Raw genomic sequence first — 20,722 nt, forward strand, 5'->3', positions numbered from 1 at the left:
TGGGGGGCGCGGCAGTTACACAGAATTATTTACAGGGTCAGATGTGGATTTTGTCAGTTATTCACTATTCCAGTTTATAGCGGAATAGTGAACGCTTATGTTATCAACATGCGGCCTTATCAGCCGTATTTTCACCTCCAGTATCTGGGATAAAAATCAATATATTGACTGATACTGTACATGGACGTAATGATACAAATAATAGCAATAAAAAGAAATGCAATTTTTCCGAGTTTTTCTATTCTCATTGCAGACATTGCAATAAGAATAGTAATAAGAAATCCGATTTTAATCCTGTCAAATGTATATGTTGCTGCATGTTCAAACATAGCAACGTTTTCTATCAGCATAAAGGAAATGATGGCGATTAAAATGTAAATAGTGATGTATTTATCTTTGCTAAAACTACTGCTTTTATTGATACATAATGATGCTAAAGCCAAAAGGAATGCGGAAATTAACCATGGACCATATGCCTGATATACAGATAGCCACCACTCTCCCCAGCCAATGTATGTTATTTTCATACCCCTGATACTTGCCCGGTTAGATAGCTCGTCAAAGTACGGACCAAGTCCCACCATGAACGAATAATACCAAAGTAGTGTCAAACCACCTGAAATTGCCATCAAAGTGTAAATGATTGTATTTTTATATCCTAATTTAAGTTTCAGGTCATGGATAAAAACAACGACGAATAATGCTATACACATCAAGTATGCCGTCCACTCAACCCAGCAGGCAAGTGCTGATATGACGCCAAGTGCAATCACCGTCTTGCGGTTTATTCCCATAGCCACCATCAGAAATGCTGCTGCTGCAAAAACTTGGAATGCCTGATGTGCCCACATTGATAATTGGTGAGAGTGCATCGGTTCGACAGCAAATAACATCGGAATTACGGACAGGAAGGAAATTACCGCGCTATATTCTGATGTTCTGGTTACTGTTGAGATAGTAAAATAAATAAGAATAATTGAAATAATCCAAAATAGCATGTTGACCCATTGCAACATCTCCCAAGAAATAGATATTCCCGATATCAGTGAGGCCGCTTTTATTACACCATATGCAGCTACCATTGATCCAGGTGGGAAGGATATGTAGATGGCTTCGTTATTTATTCTCGGTGATGGCAGAACTGCATAGCCTGGGATTGGTGGGTTATCTGTAACTACACACGGTTTTACTAAATCAACACATGGCCGCGATATGGCAAAATAATGCTGGTTGAATGGAAGGGTATCATAGCGTTTTAATGTATTGAAGAAATGCGCTGATGCTTCAGCGTTTTCCCACCTTTGATTCCAGTGACTTTTGTCTGATGGGGATCCGTAGTTATAGCTATACAAAGTTGTCGCAGTTATCAGCCATAGAGCAACAATGACCAATGCTCCAATGATTGTAGACTTACGCATTATGCTTCCTTATTTTCTTTAATTCTAAAATTATTCAGTTATGACTAAGCAATAAATGTTGTACCAAGGGAGTTTGACGGCCTAGCTTAGCGAGCGATATGAAGGTGAGGATTATACATATTTTGCTATGTTAATACTCTTTGTCTTTCACTATTAGTTGATACAATATGAAGCAATGTTGTGCAAAATTAATGAGACTGTAAATAATTCTGTGTAACTGCCGCCGTATTAAAGGTGCTCGCTCAGGTGGTCACCGAACTCGATAATAAAACGGCTCATCGGCAGCCGCCAGTTCTGGATCGGCATACTCCATTTTTTCGATGCAGACTGTATCGCCAGATAAATCACTTTCCGTACCGAATCATCTGTCGGGAACACCTTACGTTGTCAACAACACCGCTTAATGACCACAAAGGGGGTGCGGACGATTTCCTGGACTGGTTGATTAGATTAACCCCAGTCTTTTCCGGTACGTTTCAGGGCTCACTGCGCCCAGTGGCAGTTTGATCCGATGACTATTGTACCAGCGGATGTAGCCATCCACCTGCTTCATAAAGTCATCCAGCGTTACACCTGACCAGTTGCGACCATAATACATCTCGTTTTTCAGCCGTCCGAAGAACCCTTCGCACGCCGCATTATCCGGAGAGCAGCCTTTGCGCGACATAGAGTGCACCAGGCCCGAGGATGATATTCTCTGTAACCACCCCGGCCACCGGTAATGTCCGCCGCGATCGCTGTGTATGATCGGAGGTTCGGGCGGTTTTAGCGTGACGATCGCTCTTTCCAGCATGCTGTTGGCAAGCATCGCGTCTGGCCGGGTGCCCAACGACCAGCTCACCACCTTACCGCCGAAGCAGTCCACGACTGGTGACAGCCACACTTTGCCTGCGGGCAGATGGAACTCCGTGATATCCGTCAGCCACTTCTGATTGGGCAACCCGGCGGTGAAGTCCCTCGCAAGAAGATTATCAGGGGCCGCCCCGATTTCTCCGCGGTACGAGCTGTAACGCCGTCGACGGGCTGTGCTGACAACAAGCTTTTCTTCTGACATCAGCCTGCGCACGACTTTTTCAGAGAGCCGGACGCCTTCATGACGGAGCATTGCGTGCAAGCGGCGGTAGCCGTAACAGCGGTAGTTGGCGTGGAAGATCTCCGACAGGCTGACGCGCACACCAGTGTGTTTATCAGCGGCCCGCAGTGCTGCACGGTGATAAAAATAGCTGCTACGGACGAGCCTCAAGGTGTTCAGCTGCACTGGCAGTGGATGTGTATCTCTGAGGGCATCAGCGACCTTCGTCTTTTCCCTGTTTGTCAGGGTGCTGACGCTGATGCCCGGGTCTTTTTTATTATTTTCTCCTCCTTCTTCAGGATATCCAGTTCCAGCTGCTGGCGCTTTATCGCCTGAGTGAGCCGGGCAAGCTCTTCCCGTAGCGCATCACGTTCCTGGATAAGGGAGGGGGCGTCATTTTTTCGCATGAACTGGTAAGTCTCATCGCCGATGGCCCCGTTTTTCCATTTATACAACACCTGCCGGCTGACGCCCACGTCCTGTGCGATTTTTTTGGCGGGGATGGTCCGGGTACACAGATCCCTGACGGCCTGCAGCTTAATCTCAGGCTTAAAGGGCGCGCTGGCGTTTTGGACACTGGTGTGGATGCGTCGCCAGCCGGGATGGAGTTCATCTATCCAGCGAATAAGAAGCGCACCGAAGGGGTATACCAGCGTCCTTCGGGTTATGGGCAAGGCAGCAGCCGTGCGTAAGGTAATGGTCGACGGCGGCCTGTTTCTGCGCATCAGAGCAGCGCTCTTTGCGGGGCAGGCAACTGATATCGCCACTGCTGGCTTCCCATGCCTGTACCCATCGCCGGAGGTTGCGTTCTGTGGGGTAGCCCAGTTCACGAATAACAGAGGCGATCTTTCTGCCGAATTTAAAATAGAGCTCAATAGCGCGAAGGCGCTCAGCTTTGGAATACATAAATTATCTCCTGAGAGTCCAGGAAATCGTCCGCACCTCCTTTTCATCATTTCTGATGTCCGCTTTTAACATTCAGTTTTCGGTGTGTTTTTCCTCTATGGCTTTGGGTAACGAGCCAGCTTTCCGCTTATCTTTCAGTCGGCAGTTCTCTTCTTCAAGCGCTTTCAGTCTGCTCATCAATACCGCATCCATCCCGCCAAACTTTGAGCGCCATTTATAAAACTGGCACTGCTGATGCCATGCTCCCGACATAATTCAGGAACCGGTGTACCCGCCTCAGCCTGTTTGAGAATGGCGATGATCTGACTGTCAGTAAAACGTGATCGGTGGGCTTCGCTGCCCTTCGGGTCATAGAAATCCCCCTGCATTCAGGTTAGCAGAAAATTCTACTTATGCATGCACTGGTTTTTCAGGGGGATTACCCGGCAGTTACACAGAATTACGCACAGGTTCTCTCAATGCCTAATATTATCACATTCAAATTTTGCCGCATCACCAATTACAGGATAGTCATAATATAATCTATATATATTATTTGCATCTGCATTTTCTTGATAAAGAGTGATTTCTTTAATACTCATTGATGTTAAATCGAGGAAGTTGGATAAGGTTCGTGGGGTAATTACAGGATTAAACCCATCTCGATAAAAAATTGGGAAAGAGAATGTATTCTCACTCCATGGTAAACTAACAGGCAAATTTGATGGAAGGCCTGTACCCTCAATTTCCAACAGATATCGTGATAGTTTCCCAACTAATGGTATATGTGATATCGGGTTTTTAATATCATATTTTACTACGGCTGTCACTAGTTTTATATCACAAGATTTCGCTTCAGTTTTACTGATATTAAGGCTAATTGGTTTGTTAATGTTAAAATCACCCTGTAATTTTAATTTCACAGGACCCAAAGTATCCCATTTATTCTTATTTGTAATATGCCATAGAGAAAATTCATTTTTATCCACAGCTAAATCATAGTTGTTAACTATATTTCTAAAGAACGGCCAATGCCAGTTAAGTAACCAAGGGGTAAATCGTTCTGGTTTAGCAAAAGAAATATATTCAGGTTTTATCTGCGTAAAAGAAGAATAATATTTATCCCTTGCTTCTCGACCGAGAACATGTATTAACATTTCTGTCGGCGCAGGATTATTTGTACCATAAAATATATTTAACAGCGAACCTGGATATATTTCCCAAATCAAACCATTATGTGATGGTTGAGCGTCTGAGGACAAGGTATCTTTATCTTTCGAAGGGGGAGGGTTCTCAGCTTGTTTAACTATATTCGTGGCGTATTGTATGCTTAGAACTCCCCCCCTATTCCACATTTCCCATGGGCCAAAATCATCGTATTTCTTATTGGCAGTAAGATTTTCTTTCGCCCATTTGGCATTAGTGTATTCAAATTTTGACAAGTCGAGGTTCCGTATGCAACTGTCGTAGCTTCCTTCGGGGTTAAGATTTAAGCACTCATTGATAACAGCACTTCTAAATAAATCGACAGTAATGACACTACTACCTTTAACTACTTTAGAAACATATAATGGTTCTTTAGTGCCTTCACCGACCACTATATTTCCTGGCGTAATATCGCCAGTAGAGTAAACAACAAAGCTGGTGTTACGATTTTTACCAAAAAAGAAGTCATCATTTATTAAATCTGTATCGATATTTAATATCATCTCCTGCTTGTTATCTTTATTATTTTGACGTGTCACATTTATAATATTCTTACGAAAATCGAAATATGGTGGGAATTTTTTATCGAGTTTGACAATATATGTGTTATTTAAATTATAGACAGATAGAATTTTTGCTGAGTAGTTACCATCAGTCCCATCCCAAGATAAAGTATCTCCATTCTCTAGTATCATATTAGATAAATTAAGTGAAGATATAGGTCGAATGGCATAAGTATATCCAGTTGAATCGAGAGTAAACTTCCCGCCGCGAATCCATCCCATGCTGTCACTCTCAAACATCATATGTCCGCTCTGTTTCTTTCCTGAAGGGATGCGAATTGATGTGGGGAAAAAACCATAAGGGACATAACCTTTTACTGTGATATTACCCAAATTATCTATATCAGTAATGGTAGTATAAATGTCTTCATTTTCATTTTCATTTTCATTTTTATTTTTTAGAATTGCAGTTCTGCCAATAAAGACATCTTTGGGTATAACACCTGATTCAAGGAGAATGTTTTTCTCTAAAATCTTAAACGTAGATTTATTACTAAAGCCAAAAGTGAAATCATCAGACCATATAGGTAGTAAAGGCATAGATGATAATGATGTTTTATTATTATTAACGTACCTCAGCCAGGTTGGATAGGCAATATTATCTGATAAAAAGCGCTTTCCTGTATTCTTGGCGATATAATAGGTTGCTTCAGATAAGTACTCACCATATTGGTGTCTTTGATTAAGTGAACCAATAACCCCTCGGAGATCTTGGTGTCTTGATAATTTGACGCCCTCAACATGAGAGTTATTATACTGGTCTTTGGGAATGCTTTTTTTGGATAGATGCATATATCCATACCAATATGTAAAGGATATAAGAGAGACTATTATGATAGAGATCCGAGTGAAGGTTTTACTTCTGAAAATATTAACCATTTTTTAATTTCGCATTTTTATTGAAAGTAAAGAACAGAATAGGGAAGAACGATAATGTCATATATCTAATCTCAAGTGGTGCTTGGTGTGCACCAATGTAACCCAAGTTAGAAGCCCATGATACTATGCCCCCAAAAAACATTACCAGACAAGCATAAAGGTATTTTGAATTGAGATTATATTTACGGTATATAAAGAAGATAACTATTGTATAAACAATAGCAGCCAAGGTAACAAGCTGGCTAACTACTGCACTTATATTGTCTAGATGGAATAACTCATTAAACGAAGAGAAAAATGAATTAGGAAAAACACCAAAAACCCATGTTTGATCGTTAGATATCGTTATTATAGCTCGAATTGATTCCAGGCTTTGGAATAAGACAAGTAAAATGACAATATGAGCCAATATAGATAATGTGAATAGAGATGTTGAATATATTAAAGCATTAAGGCGCTTTTTTTCATGAAAAAAAAAGTACAGGAACACAGTTAAGCAAAATGCAGCAATAGCATAAAACCCTTGTTCAGCACCAAGTAGGGGTGATATTGAGGCAACAAAGAGAGTTATAACTATCGTTTTTATTGTTTTCTTTTTGTTTACATTTTCACAACAACTTATGATATTATAAAAACATATCGCTAGTAGAATATGTGGAGAAAATCGTACAGCCATTGGTGCACCAAGAAATAAAGGTGAAAAATATGAACCAACGTAAGGTATAAAGTCAAAAAGCACAGAAATAAACAATGTTACAAGCAATGCTGTAGAGAAGCAGCTTATTTTACGCAGTATGAAATAAATAGGAAAATATAAAAAAGCGCAATTGACTATAAACGTACTATTCAATGCAGAGATAATAACACCAAAACCAAATATGTGTGAAAATAAATAATAAAGCGGATAAATTAAATAAGGTATCCCATTACCATGGAAATAAGAAAAATCTATGGCCGGATATGAGCCAACATCTATTGCCCGTAGAGGGAACAGTGTCTGGAAAGAACCATCCCAAGGTTCTCGATTGAAATATAATACCGAGTTATAATATATCACACTTACGCAAATCAATGAAATTAATGAAACTCCAATAGAATACAGGTTCATCCATTTGTCGGAAAGGAAATTTATTTTTGCAGAAGATGAAAGTATTTTCATTTATTACGCTTTCCCCATAATAAACACACCAAGTATAATGACCAATGTTCCAATTACCTTCATTAAGGTTAAAGACTCATTGAATATAAGGTAGCCCATAAGCATAACAAAAACAAATCCTAATGAAATGAATGGGTAAGCAAAACTCACATCAACTTTCTTTAAAACGTAAACCCAACTCAGCAACGCAACTACTTGGAACAAGATACCAGAAAAAAGATAAAAATTAAAAGTAATCTCGCCAATTAATTTGGTGATATTTGCAAGGTCAATCTGATGCGGAATAGATATTTGCGCAGCGCCTTTTTTCAATAAAAGCTGAGATGATGATGAGAAAAACACACTAAAAATAATAACAAAGATTAGCATAATATGGACCTGTACATTTCTTTTACCAAAGAGATACTGGTATCAATATCTTGCAATGGAGTTTCTGATCTTTTCATCTCAATTGATAACCACCCTTGATATGATGCATTTTTAAAACCTTCGCACGCTAATTTATGGGCTTCAATATCAATACCAATTGGTGCCAGATCTTTTTCACTAATATGAAAATGAGCAATTCCCGTATTCAATAAGGAGATTCTCTTATAGACATCTTCCTTTGATAATCTTAGACCGGCAAGATCTAAGTGAACTCCAAATCCTGGTTTATTAATTTCATTTACAAGCTCAATTGCTTCTTCTGAGTCGGTAACAAAATCACATCCATAGTATACAGGATTAGGTTCAATACAGATCATGGTGCCAACATTATGAGCTTGGACTGCTAAGGGGCGGAAGAAATTTGCCGCAATTTCTACTGCCTGATTAAATGAAATATGATTTTTTAATCTATTTTTAGGTGAGCCAAAAACTAATCTTTCAGCACCAAGGAGACCTGCCATATGGATAATTTTACTCAGATGAAACTGAATAGCATCGCTTTCCTCTTTATTACCAAAAATACTACCTGCGGGCCCACCAAACAGCAATGCTTGCATCGAGCTGATAACAATACCAGCATCATTCATTTTGTTTTTGTATAAAAAAACTTCTTCATCAGAAAAGTCTTGGACATTATTAACAACTTTTGCAGGAGCTACTTCAAGAGCATTAATACCATGTTTTTTTAGGATGTTAAGTACGGCATCATTTTCATCATTGTTCCATGCAATATTTGAAATTGTTAGCCCCTTAATTTTCATTGCGATTTTCCTTAATGAATTTTTCTAACTCAATAAGGCAATCTTGTTTATTATAAAGGTAGCCGTCTTTTTTCCCAAAAAGTGAAAAATATTTTGATTTGATATCATAACGAGGAGGCAGTGAGTTTGTTATGTTTTCATAAGAATAGCCGAGAACCATCTTGGCTATATCTGCCGTAGGGATCGGTTCGACTGACATATTAAGAAGGCGAATGTTGTTTTCAACCATTTTTTCAATATCAGCTTTAAGAAGGTCAAGGCAATAAAATTGGAATGAACTGCGAGTATCAATTTTTTCAATCTGATTATTATTCAAAAAATCATAAATAATGTTCTTCTTCAAACCCTGCCCAAAGAGTCCAGGAAGGCGAAGCGTGTAAACATTAGTGAAATTGTGGTTGATGAAATCTTCGAACTTCAAACGGTGCAATCCATAAGGTTGACCAATCTCTCTGGAGAGCTCACTATCCTCATCAAGATCGATTGGATTTGGATATACATCAACAGTTGAAATTAGAACAACTTCTTCAGCAGTTACGGTTTTTAGAATGCCAATGAGACTGCTAATGTTCTCCCAGTCTTCAATAGGATGCTGGTTAGCCCACCATTTTACTGCGGGAACTCCACAGATAAACAACTTATTATAGTGTTTGTTACGAATATTACTTATATTTTTAGAGTTATATAAGTCATCGAATTTATATTGCTTAAGTAAATTCCCGCCAACAAAGCCTGTATAACCAATTAAAGCATTCATCGTGATAGCTCGTAATTATAGAAAAATAAAGCTAGATAGATTATATCTAGCCAATAGTAAGACATTAAATAGATGTTATGGCACCTATTTTTTGTCATATTTCCCTAAGCACACTTCTAATAACCTGACGATAACCTGTAGATTACCTCTGATAGGACTAATTTTTGTCGGTGTTTTCCCATGCTTAGGATAGATTCGCATTACAGGGATTTCTACACATTTAAATCCTAACTTGGCAGCTTGTATTGCAAGATAATAATGAAGTTCGTAACCCGTGAAAATATTTCTGAATACTGCCAGTTTTTCATCTACCAAATATTTTGCGCTATAAGCACGAAAACCATTAGTAGTATCCGTATATTTGAAACCGGAAAATAATCTTACAAGTGGAACATGGATGACCTTTAATCCGATGAGGCGAGATTTAGGCGTATTTACATGTTTTCCTCCAGGGATAAATCGAGAACCCTGAACATGATCCATACCATTTTCTAGTTGGAGAACGAAATTTGGTATGTCATCAACACTGTCTTTGTTGTTTCCGTCAATAACAATAATACCTTTATAACCTTCCGAAAGCGCCCATGCAAAGCCCATACGCATTTGGCTACCCAGCTTCCCTGCACCAGTTTTGACTAAGAGGCTTGTTACGCCATATTTTTCTAAGTTTTCAGTACTGGTTGACCCATCGGTGCTACCTCCATCGGCAATGACAATATCAGTACAGGCCCTGGCTTCATCCATGCGTGCTAACTGTTTTATTAACTTATCACCTTCATTTATGACGAAAATTAATGTGCAATATTCATGTTGCTTGAGTTTAACTCTCGTTTCTTCATATTCAGGCACTTCCCAGGTATATTTTTTATCCATCACTTGTTTCGCCCTGTTTGCACTAAATTGATTAAATCAGAAGTAGACTCTGCTAACACATTTACTCGGTGTAAATCTATCATGACCGAACTATTTTTCTCATATACTATATTATAATCAGCATGCTCAGAACGGTCATCAAGTAACCGCCCTAAATATTCGCCAAAGAAGGCTAACATAGTAAAAATAAGCATAAATAGAACAGACATAAATATAATTTGTGTTGTCCATCCTTCAATAACATCATTAGTTACTATTTTTACAATAAAACTGTATAGACTAAAAATAAATGCAAGAAAACTACCGAACACTCCTAATAGGCTCATCCAGCGTAGCGGCTTTGTTGAGTTAAAGATCATTATTTTAACAGTATCACGGATTCCAGAAAGAAGGATTTTTTTCTCATTAATCCGTGCAAGTTCGTAGGTTTCCGTTGTAGATGCGAACCCAGTATTAGATATCCTCACCATCATTTTATGATGAAAGCGACCGTTTGCTGTTACTGCATTGACTGCTCTTCGACTCAAACAGCGGAGATTTGTTGCGTTTCTTGGTAACTTATAACCAATCCTGGTTAAGAGATGATTCATGGCTGGTCTGACTATTGTGTACGCAAGAGATGAATTCTGCTTAGCTACGCCAATGACTATGTCACTGCCAGAAAAAGACTTATCTACGATGTTTGTAATAACGTAAACGGGATCTGTACTAATATCAAATAGTACGACAAAATCCCCTATAGCATTTTCTAATCCAGCGGATAGAGAGATATCAGCTGATACTTCAGATGAAAGACGAATATAGCGTATAGATTCTAGTTCGGTAAGCAAAGAAGTAATGTAGTTTTCTGTGTCGTCAAAAGAATAATTGTCAATAATTATGATTTCAAAGTCTACGTAGTTTTTCGACAGAATATCGTTAATAGGTCTAATCTTATCTTTTAGATCCTCTACCTGATCTTTGCAAGATAATACAACTGATACAAAAATATCCTTCTTTGTAGTACTAATTAAATTCATTTGTTCAGTCCTAACTCATTAATTACTGTAATAACATCATAAACATTATCAATCTTTCCCCCCATAATACAATGCAAACCTTCTATGCCATGATTTGCTTTGAAAAGGATAGGGCGTGAATCATCAGTCTCACTTCTCGGAAGTAGTGTTTTAACTTCCCAAATAGATTCTTTATATTCGCACTCAGATAAAACTGGTATATATCGACTGGCATCAGATACAATTTTACGCCAGAGTGTATCCTTTGGGATATTATTGAAATATTGATGTGATGGGAAATAGCTTTCGTTACTTTCATTCCATTCATGATGGGGGGTATATCTTACATGGCTAAATGAGTGTAACCCTTTTGAGGGAAAAGGCATGACAGAGAAGAATGGTCCGCACATTACAGTAATTCCTGTTTTGCTTAAAATATCAGGAACTTTCACGATACACATTTCAGTCAATTCTTGCTTGAGAGGGATAAGTTCTATTTTTGACTCATGTAGAACGAAATTCGTCATTGAATAAGTACAATTGAAAACCTGCTTCGTTTTATAGTACTCAATTGATAAACCATCCGTATCATCGACGTTCTGAGTTTTGACAGTTAAGCCTGAACTATCTTTCTGTACGCCGGTAACAACGGTATTATATTTTATGGTTACGCCACTGTCTGCCAGTCGGGAAAGCATGATAGAACGAAGCTTTCGGGAGTCAAAAGCATATTCTTTAGTAGTAAATACCTCCTCAATTAAATGCTTATTCGTCAAATCTCTGATCCAATGGGGAGCAATATCACAAGGTGCCCCTATTCTCTGGCAGAATATTTGAAATTGCCGTGCTGTGATTTTTCCAAGTATGTTTCCAACCATATAAAATTTAGAGAACTCATCATCAATGCATTCTTTAAAATCATCACAAAAAATTGGAAATGAAGTACGAGATCTTAACGCTGTAAGATGACTTCGTGGATAATGATAACCATTATGTACACGAGCCTGGTTAACATATGAAGCACGTTCCATCAAAGAAGACTCTTTTTCAAAAAGAGTGACTTTATGTCCTTGAGATGCTAAATAGTTAGCGATGTAAACGCCAAAAAAACCCCCGCCAATTACGATAGAGTCATTTACTTTGTTCATCACTTCTCCTTCTTTTTATTATTGAATGAATGAATGAATCTAAGTAGATTTGCTTTATCCATTATGTTATTCCAATTGTAATTTTCAATGCATTCCCAGTATTTAGCATTAGATAAATAATTTTCTGGTCTAAAGTTAGATAGGTCTTCATTGATAAATTGAATACCTTCAATTTTATTATTTATGGAAAATGACTCAACCCATTCTGTCTGGGTTGAACATACGTTTAATCCCATAGCTAAATACTCTAATACCTTTGTTGATGTCTGATATTTGTATGGATAAACATTAGGAGTATAATTTATCCCACATTTTGCTTTACATGCCAGTGCAGGGATATCTGCATAATTTAATTTTCCAGAAAAAATAATATTAGATGCATTTTTAAAATCATTATATAACTCATCAGGACAATCACCAATAATTAATAATGTATACTCAGAGAATTTAGTGCTAAATGATTGTAATAGTATTCTTATATTTCGTTTTGCAGATAAACTGCCAATATACACGAAATCATACTCTTTATTAATAATATTCCTTTTATTATAAAAGTGTTCACCTACTCCCATGTCTCTATATGTAAACGGGGTTTTATCATTAAGTAGAGTTTTTCTTTTTATTACCTCATTTAAGAACACTCTACCGTCAGGGATAATGTTTATTATTTTTTTTATTCTATCTTTTATTAATCCATAGGGTGGGGTAGAAAGTGAAGCATATTCATGGATATGTATTCCTGATGCTTTTTTTTTGTATTCCACCCCCATGAAGAACCAATAGATATCTGCATTTAGCATATCTTCAGGGTGTTCCACAACAGATACATGTAATCCATGGTTAGAAAAATACTCCTTATAAATTTCGATTTCAGGAAGATACTCTAAACTATTTTTAATAAATGCAATTCGAGCCATCCTTCCACCTTAAAGATAAAAATATAAAAAACATAATTGATAATATATACATGCTAAATGAAGTTAGGTATACGATATTGTATAAGCTAGTACCTAAAACTGAAAGTGTTACATAATAAACAGGCTTTAACCCAAATCTTAAGAGATCAATGAAATAAATTTCTTTTGTTACAGTAAAAAAAATGGCTCGATTATAACTAGGTGAAAGGATTAATATTGCCGCAAACCAAAAAGATAGACTTTGTAAAAATATAACGCTATCATTCCAATTATCGCCAATGAGAAAGTTAACTTTCGGTAATATAAAATAAGATGATAAGATATATATGAACCCTAAGGTAATACTGATCAAGCTATATTTTAATAGTACCTTTTTTTCTTTATTCGACAGGCTGTAGAGTACTGCGCGACTGATTGCTGAGTTTGCAAGTGTGACAAAAACGGTAGTTATTTTTTCAGCAATAGAATATAGTGCTGATGCATGATAGCCAAAAAAACTGGAAATAAATATTATTGGTAAATGAGTTCCTACGGATGGAATTATTGATGCTGTTGTGTGAATGGCCATATATTTAGTATTATTTCTAATAATTTTTAACGATGCTTTTAACCCTTTTTCCCTGGCATTGTCAAATTTTACTCTACTAATAAGTAGCGAAATCATTGAACCAATGATAGTTCCAATAATAAGCCCGTAGTGGAATTTTATTAAGACTAATTGTGATATGCCAACCAGTATGACTCGATTGAGTTGTATTATATTAAGTTTTCGGTGGTTTCCCAATGACGTATGGTAGTCATATAATATTTCAAATGAACTGAAACAGAAAATAACAACTGGTATTGAAATGTAAATTAATGGCAAGCTAAGAAAAAAAACACTACCAGATACTACCAAGGATGAAATTATAGTAATACTTAGCGATAACAATTGGCATGAGCGATAGAGCAACTGCTTTTCATAATCATGATTTGTAATTAACAAGAGATTTAGTCGTAATGCACTAATATAGGATATCAGTCCCGACCATGCCATAATTGTTGCATAAAGACCAATTGCCTCTACCGAGTAAAATTTGAAAAGAGCAAGCATGATGCCTGTCCCAAGTATTTGGGACAACAAGCTACCGCTCAAAATAGATATAAAAAATTTCATTTTATAAGCACATGCAGATTATTGGTACATTGAATAGCCCGTAAATCTGTTAATATTGAATTTTTACTGTAAATTGCATCGATATTGTAATCTCGAATAAAATTATTAATATTTTTTACATCTATATTAGATGGAGACAGTAAATATAATGCTGTACTTTTAATAGATTGTTCTGAGACTGATGCTTGTTCAAAACCATTCGCGGTTATAAATAATATTCTCTTCACATTATACTCTTCGATGCATTGTCGTAATCCTTGTTTCTCTATTGCCGTTATATACTCCTGTGACTTTTCATCTAATATGTTCTTTTTTACCACTCGACCAACCGTCCAGACTGAGCTAAAGATAATAGCATATGTCAAGCACAGCATCGTTATTTTGTAATTGTTGCTTACATTTACAGCTATTGTGTAAAGTAAAAAAATCGAGATGAATAAATAAAGATTAAAGAAATACCTGCCATCAGTATATCCCGTTAACCCTATTATAGGGACGACTGAACTAATAGTGATGGTAATAAATAACAATTTAGTACTTACATAATCATGTTTTTTTATTGTTAATATTTTTTTATTATGAGATATACGCTTGTAAATCACGTGAGAGAAGATAATAAATAGAGGGGATGCTACTCCCCATAGTATAAATGAGGTGAACGTTTTTATCTCTTTAATTATGATATTTTTAGCGATGGCTAACCAGTTACCTATTTCGATTGTAGGAGCATAATCTAAAACACCAATATTTGGTGGCATTAATATTAATTTAGAGCTTTCTGTTACCCATAAAGTATTAAAATATCGTTCCGAGTAGATTGTCCATATAAAAGCCGATATTAGTGGTGGGGCCAAAAACAATAATTTTCCAACAGTGTTTTTCTCTTTAAATAAAACCCAAAGTGAGAATATCGCAAATAAAATAATAAACTCGAAACGTGTAAGTATTGATGCTGAAAAAATTAATCCAATAATAAATAGTTTTTTTGTGCTAAGATATTGCTGTGAAATGAATATATTTCCGATTAACATTAATTCTAATGTTGCTAATGGCATCGATCTTCCATAAGCAACCTCTTGGAAGAAAGGAGGATATAGCAACAAGAATGAAAACATTATTATATATTCTTGTTGTAATTTCAATCTATTCAACATTTTGTTTAAAACAATACAGCAAGTCATTAATAAAAAAACATTTAAAACTAGCGATGAATAAATCCCTATATTCAAAACTTTATCTGCTAGTTGTATTAATAGTGGATAAAAAAATGGAAATGATGGACTATGTGTAGAATTATACTGATATTGTCTAATAAAGGATGGCTCATACCCCGAGAACACTACTTTTGATAAATCATAATATGTCCAACTATCAACTGTAAATCCGGGGAATAAAACTACATCTAATATTATTTTACCTAAAAATATTGTCAAACATAAAAATATTTTCATTCTATTATCCAACTCACCCTCCTCTTGCGTATTAATGTATTTAGTTTTTCGATTTTTTTAATTCGCTAAGGTAAAAATCAGCCTCCATAGAAGCGGCTTTGAGGCATATTCCAACAGGGGAGCGAAAAAATTTATTCATCACTATTTAGCATTCTTCTTGAAGGTATTACCAAGAAAAAGGCCCCACTGTTTCTCTCCTCTGAATCATCAAAATATAAGATGAAACATTTACGCATGGGGTTTCTTTAAGCTATAACCTAACAGGAACAATCACCACCTCCAGAGGAGGTGGTTTAAAGCTAATAATTAAAAATGAGTTTTTACAAAAATATCTTTCCTGGTTGTGTGCTGAAAACGCCTCAAAGGTACTATTGTACTTAAGGTGGGACTATAACTATTTTGTGCAATAGAAATCTCATGTGACTACAGAAAGCAGCTATTTGACTCGTCACGGTTTTTCAGACCAGCTACCCGAAAAGCTCTTCCAGGGAAGATTGCCTTTCCTTATCTTTGTGCAAAGCAGGTCATAAACGGCATATCCTATGAGCATTGCTCATATGCGATGCTATCTAGATAGATTTACTTGAATCCTATGCTCAATGATCCTACCCAGCATCTGTGGACGCTCAGCCAGTGCAAGGTGTTCCTTGCCGCGTTCAAAACGAGTAACTGCAGCCATATATCTGGTTTCTGATGGACTTTCATTACCCCAAACCATGATGAGCTGTGCCAGGTGAGTACCAATCAATAAGTACGTGCGGTTGTTGCCCCGCGTGGGTATCAGTTTCTCTCACCTGTAGTCTTACCTGTTTTGACATCCCGCTATTTACACTCACATTGTTACAACGTGTTATCGGGTGGTGCAGTAAACAACAGCAACAGATGACCTCATCAGACTGGCTGCCGAAAATGCGCACCTGAAGCGCCAACTGGCGGAACGCGATGAAGAACTGGCTATTTTCCAAATAGGTCGCGACATACTTCACGAAGCGCCTGAAATGAAGGTTGTCTTCATCGAAAAACATCGGGCAGCGTTCGGTATTAAAGCGATGTGTCGGGTGCTTCGGGTTGCACGCAGCGGCTGGTATGTCTGGCGTAGTCGCCGTTGTCAGATAACCCCACCTCAGTAGTTCCGACTCATTTGTGATGAGGCCGTCCGTAACGCATTCGCTGAGGCAAAGCAGCGCTATGGTGCGCCGCGTCTTGCTGATGAGTTGCCGGAGTACAATATTAAAACCATCGCTGCCAGTCTGCGTCGTCAGGAGTTGCGGGCGGAAACCAGCCGTAAATTCAGCCCGGTTAGCTACCGGGAACATGGCCTGCCGGTATCGGAAAACCTGCTTAAGCAGAACTTCATCGTCAGCGGCCCAAACCAGAAATGGGCAGGCGACATCACGTATCTTCGCACTGACGAAGGCTGGCTTTATCTGGCGGTAGTCATTGACCTGTGTCCACGCGCCGCGGTTGGCTGGTCGATGTCAGCACGTTATGACAGCACAGATTGCCTGCGATGCACTGCAAATGGTGCTCTGGTGACGTAAACGCCCGAAAAACGTTATCATTCACACTGACCGTGGCGGCCAGTACTGTTCAGTGGATTACCAGAGCCTGCTGAAACGGCATTCCTTTTAAATCAAAAACCAGTCGGACCAGCGTCAAAAATTCGATACACGATTTGAGTTCCCTCAAAGCGATTTGCTTATTTGGCGCAGCGATTTAGCATAACCTAGGGGGGTAAGAAACAGCCGACTTGATTTTGTTGTCTCTACGTTTCATAGATGCCAACGGCGGATATATGATTTTCCTCAGTAATGCTACCGCCCTAGCCATGCACTGAATTAGCAATAAAGGCCATAAAATTTCACCAAATGTTAAGTCATGCTAAACATTAATAACATGGCGACTATTTAACTGAGCAGTTTTTTGTATTTTAGAACTACAATGACTGAAAATCAGCTTTCTTTTTTCTGGTGCTATACCTTCCATACAGATCGTTGATTATTTAGACATTCGTTTATGTTTCAGTCAAATCACTTCGTTGTCATTATTCTTTATTCATTATACTTTCTGTGATCTTACCCAGCAATAGTGAACAAGGGGCTAAGTGGACTGCCCCCACGACCGTAGACATGTCCTGCCCTCACGACGGGGCCTGTTCAAAGGCCTCCGGGCTGACACCGCCGAGATGGCTGTGGCGTCGAGCCAGATTGTATAACACTTCAATGTAATCGAAGATATCCGCACGGGCCAGCTCCCGGGTTTTGTAGATCCGTTTTCTGATGCGCTCTTTTTTCAGTGAACTGAAGAACGATTCGGCCACCGCATTATCCCAGCAGTTGCCACGCCGATTCATACGGGGGGCAGGTTGTTGGCCCGGCAGAAGCACTGCCCGTCATCACTGCCGTACTGACTGCCCTGGTCCGAATGCACGATGACCTTGCCGTCCGGTTTTCGTCGCCACACGGCCATCATCAGCGCATCCAGCGCCAGTTCGCGTGACAGCGTGAGTTTCATTGGCCAGCCCACCACGTTACGGGCGAAGAGATCGATGACGACCGCCAGATACAGCCAGCCCTGCCAGGTACGGTTGTCGGTGATGCCAGTCACCCAGACCTGGTTGGTTTTTATCTCGGTAAATTCACGCTGCACACGATTCGGGGCAATAACAGAAGGTCTGACAGCTATCCGGCGTGGCGATTTATAGCCGCTTACGGCTCAGATTTGGTTCAGTTGCATAATATGGCTCACCCGATTTTTACCGCAGGTTTCACCGATTTCGCTCAGGTCATCATGAACCCGACGATAACCATACACGCCCCCACTCAGTGCATATGAATCGCGGATGAGCGTCAGCAGGCGTTGACTGTCTTTATCACGTGCAGAGGCCGGATTGTGCGGGTATGCATAGAACCCGGCTCTGGCGACGTTCAGGACCCGACACATCGTCATGACACCCCATACAGCAAGGTGTTCATTGATAAAGCGGTACTTTAGTCGGACTCCCTTGCAAAGTACCTCGCGGCCTTTTTCAGAATACCCCGTTCTTCTTCTGTTCGCGTTAACGGTGCCCTGAGTTTCAGGAGCTCACTTTTGGCTTCCAGTAAATCGCGGGCATGCTGCTCGCTGTTGTTGTTGTTGTTGTTGTTGTTGTTGTTGTTGTTGTTGTTGTTGTTGTTGTTGTTGTTGTTGTTGTCAGCAACAATGATATAAAAACGCAAAGGAGGTACTGACAGTGAAACCGACCTTGTCATAGGAGCTGACCCGTGCGGATATCTTCGATTACATTGAAGTGTTCTACAATCGGGCTCGGCGGTGTCAGCCCGGAGGGCTTTGAACAGGCCCCGTCGTGAGGACAGGACATGTCCACTATCGTGGGGGGCGTCCAATATCTAATTGAAGCATATTAATTAATTTAGCATTTACGGCCACTGAATCAAAATTATCTCTGGCAATTTTATAACTTTCCATTCCCATTCGAGTTATGATTTGAGGATCATGAATGAAACATAACATTCGTTGTACTAACATGTCGGATGAATAAGCCGGAATCAAAAATCCATTTACACCATCTATAACCGTTTCACGACAACCAGGGACATCACAAGTGATAACCGCTCGCCCTATTGCCATTGCTTCTTGAGTACTGCGAGGAAAGCCCTCTCTATATGATGGGAGAACAAATACACTTGCTCTAGCTAACCACTCTTGTACGTTTTTAACATATCCTGGAAACTCTATAATATTATCACACCTTAGCTTATTCATATCTTCAACCCTAAGACTACCGGGATTACTCAAGTCCAACTGCCCTAACATATAAAAATGTACCGATGGGTATTTTTTCTTTATTGTTTTTGCTGCCTGAATAAACTCATACACACCTTTTTCTTTCAAAAACCGAGCAACAAATATAAAGGATACTGGATTCGTCGGAGGAGGTACATAAGGATACTCTACCATATTTAGGCCAATACCCCCTAGAATATGTGCATTTTTAACTCTGATATTCTCTTTTATCAACAACTCATTCTTGTCATCTACATTTAGCAGAATAAGTGAATCCACATATCTGAAACTAAATTTATAAAGAAGAACAATAACTCTCTTTAATAATTTTTTTTTTATAGATAATGGATCTTGAGATTCAGTAAAATAAAAACCAAGCCCCTCTAACATTGCATGGCAATTTTTCACCCTAGCTAATTTGGCAGCGATAGTACCAAATATCGCAGGCTTTGAAAAATAGGATAAAACAACATCCGGGTTGATATTTTTTATTTTAGAAAACAACTTGTAAGTATGTAAAACATCGAGGAATGGATTAAATCCAGCCCGACTAAATACATAATCAACGGGTATGGCACCTAATGACTCAATATTTTCTCTAATGATCTCATCATAGTCATTGGCAAATGCATATACCTCGTGACCATTGCAGCACAATAATTCAATAAAGTCTTTCCTGAACCTTATCATACTCTCTGCTGTTGTACCTATAATTACTATTTTCATAGTTCATTTCAACCAAGTTAAATTTCTGACTAACGCAGGCGTTGACTGTCTTTATCACGTGCAGAGGCCGGATTGTGCAGTCATGCATAGAATCCGGCTCTGGCGACGTTCAGGACCCGACACATCGTTATGACACTCCATACAGCACGGTGTTCATTGATAAAGCGGTACTTTAGTCGGACTCCCTTGCAAAGTACCTCGCGGCCTTTTTCAGAATACCCCGTTCTTCTTCTGTTCGCGTTAACGGTGCCCTGAGTTTCAGGAGCTCACTTTTGGCTTCCAGTAAATCGCGGGCATGCTGCTCGCTGTTATCGGGTTTAATGGCCCGTAGCCACTTATAGAGACTGTGTGCAGACACTCCCAGTCGTTCGGATACGTCAGCAACGGGATAGCCGCATTCCGTGATTTGACGGACGGCCTCGTCCTTAAATTCAGGTGTAAATCGTGGTGCGTCCATATGCTCCTCCTATACTCAAACTATAGGGCAGGATCGTCTACCGGAGTGGGGGCAGTCCAGTTCCTACGCCGGGAAATATAG

General features: G+C 38.9%; 13 protein-coding genes and 5 pseudogenes. 1 reads left to right on the forward strand and 17 read right to left on the reverse strand.

Translation table 11 applies throughout. The features are described 5' to 3' along the window. Positions 1 to 131: 131 nt before the first annotated feature. From FAZ14_RS18895 to FAZ14_RS18960, 14 genes and pseudogenes are all read right to left on the reverse strand, one after another. The gene (locus tag FAZ14_RS18895) at positions 132 to 1,418 is read right to left on the reverse strand and encodes a hypothetical protein (RefSeq protein WP_033581512.1); all 1,287 of its coding nucleotides are present in this window, start codon (positions 1,416 to 1,418) and stop codon (positions 132 to 134) included. Positions 1,419 to 1,863: 445 nt separating this feature from the next. Beyond that, positions 1,864 to 3,396 (reverse strand): annotated as a pseudogene (locus FAZ14_RS18900) (IS3 family transposase). Between the two features lie 87 nt (positions 3,397 to 3,483). Then, positions 3,484 to 3,764, reverse strand: a pseudogene (locus FAZ14_RS18905) (transposase); the annotation flags it as partial. Positions 3,765 to 3,851: 87 nt separating this feature from the next. Beyond that, positions 3,852 to 5,936 carry a hypothetical protein gene (locus FAZ14_RS18910; RefSeq protein ID WP_235914633.1) on the reverse strand — a complete coding sequence of 695 codons (2,085 nt, stop codon included), beginning with the start codon at positions 5,934 to 5,936 and terminating at the stop codon, positions 3,852 to 3,854. Between the two features lie 79 nt (positions 5,937 to 6,015). Beyond that, positions 6,016 to 7,182, reverse strand: coding sequence for a hypothetical protein (locus FAZ14_RS18915; RefSeq protein ID WP_152446752.1), 1,167 nt, complete (start codon positions 7,180 to 7,182; stop codon positions 6,016 to 6,018). A 3-nt stretch (positions 7,183 to 7,185) separates the two neighbouring features. Then, the gene (locus tag FAZ14_RS18920; RefSeq protein ID WP_016943600.1) at positions 7,186 to 7,551 is read right to left on the reverse strand and encodes an EamA family transporter; all 366 of its coding nucleotides are present in this window, start codon (positions 7,549 to 7,551) and stop codon (positions 7,186 to 7,188) included. Next, the gene (locus tag FAZ14_RS18925; RefSeq protein ID WP_016943601.1) at positions 7,545 to 8,372 is read right to left on the reverse strand and encodes a sugar phosphate isomerase/epimerase family protein; all 828 of its coding nucleotides are present in this window, start codon (positions 8,370 to 8,372) and stop codon (positions 7,545 to 7,547) included. Before FAZ14_RS18925 ends, FAZ14_RS18920 begins: the two co-directional genes overlap by 7 nt. After that, positions 8,362 to 9,129: a Rossmann-fold NAD(P)-binding domain-containing protein gene (locus tag FAZ14_RS18930; protein WP_012771068.1), complete on the reverse strand. Its 768-nt coding sequence runs from the start codon at positions 9,127 to 9,129 to the stop codon at positions 8,362 to 8,364. Before FAZ14_RS18930 ends, FAZ14_RS18925 begins: the two co-directional genes overlap by 11 nt. Positions 9,130 to 9,213: 84 nt before the next feature. After that, positions 9,214 to 10,002, reverse strand: coding sequence for a glycosyltransferase family 2 protein (locus tag FAZ14_RS18935; protein WP_016943602.1), 789 nt, complete (start codon positions 10,000 to 10,002; stop codon positions 9,214 to 9,216). After that, entirely contained in the window at positions 10,002 to 11,021 is a 1,020-nt protein-coding gene (locus tag FAZ14_RS18940; RefSeq protein WP_012771066.1) for a glycosyltransferase, read from the reverse strand. The genes FAZ14_RS18935 and FAZ14_RS18940 overlap by 1 nt, the downstream gene beginning before the upstream one ends. Continuing rightward, on the reverse strand, positions 11,018 to 12,148 hold the full coding sequence (locus FAZ14_RS18945) for an FAD-dependent oxidoreductase (RefSeq protein ID WP_016943603.1): 1,131 nt from the start codon (positions 12,146 to 12,148) through the stop codon (positions 11,018 to 11,020). Before FAZ14_RS18945 ends, FAZ14_RS18940 begins: the two co-directional genes overlap by 4 nt. Beyond that, positions 12,148 to 13,065 (reverse strand): glycosyltransferase, encoded by a 918-nt coding sequence (locus FAZ14_RS18950; RefSeq protein WP_012771064.1) that lies wholly within the window; start codon positions 13,063 to 13,065, stop codon positions 12,148 to 12,150. The genes FAZ14_RS18945 and FAZ14_RS18950 overlap by 1 nt, the downstream gene beginning before the upstream one ends. Beyond that, positions 13,043 to 14,221, reverse strand: a complete 1,179-nt coding sequence (locus FAZ14_RS18955; protein ID WP_016943604.1) for a polysaccharide biosynthesis protein — start codon at positions 14,219 to 14,221, stop codon at positions 13,043 to 13,045. Before FAZ14_RS18955 ends, FAZ14_RS18950 begins: the two co-directional genes overlap by 23 nt. Further along, complete coding sequence (locus tag FAZ14_RS18960; protein ID WP_235914635.1) at positions 14,218 to 15,684, reverse strand: hypothetical protein; 1,467 nt, start codon at positions 15,682 to 15,684, stop codon at positions 14,218 to 14,220. Before FAZ14_RS18960 ends, FAZ14_RS18955 begins: the two co-directional genes overlap by 4 nt. A gap of 846 nt (positions 15,685 to 16,530) precedes the next feature. Here FAZ14_RS18960 and FAZ14_RS18965 point away from each other — a divergent pair. Next, positions 16,531 to 17,298: pseudogene (locus FAZ14_RS18965) on the forward strand (IS3 family transposase); the annotation flags it as partial. A gap of 514 nt (positions 17,299 to 17,812) precedes the next feature. Here the strand turns inward: FAZ14_RS18965 and FAZ14_RS18970 are convergent. The 3 genes and pseudogenes from FAZ14_RS18970 to FAZ14_RS18985 all read right to left on the reverse strand — a co-directional run. After that, positions 17,813 to 18,803 (reverse strand): annotated as a pseudogene (locus FAZ14_RS18970) (IS3 family transposase); the annotation flags it as partial. Between the two features lie 235 nt (positions 18,804 to 19,038). Continuing rightward, entirely contained in the window at positions 19,039 to 20,184 is a 1,146-nt protein-coding gene (locus FAZ14_RS18980; protein ID WP_016943714.1) for a glycosyltransferase family 4 protein, read from the reverse strand. Positions 20,185 to 20,267: 83 nt separating this feature from the next. Further along, a pseudogene (locus tag FAZ14_RS18985) lies at positions 20,268 to 20,641 on the reverse strand (transposase); the annotation flags it as partial. Between the last annotated feature and the right edge of the window lie 81 nt (positions 20,642 to 20,722).

This window comes from Dickeya oryzae (genome assembly GCF_009372235.1).
Taxonomy (GTDB): Bacteria; Pseudomonadota; Gammaproteobacteria; order Enterobacterales; family Enterobacteriaceae; genus Dickeya; species Dickeya oryzae.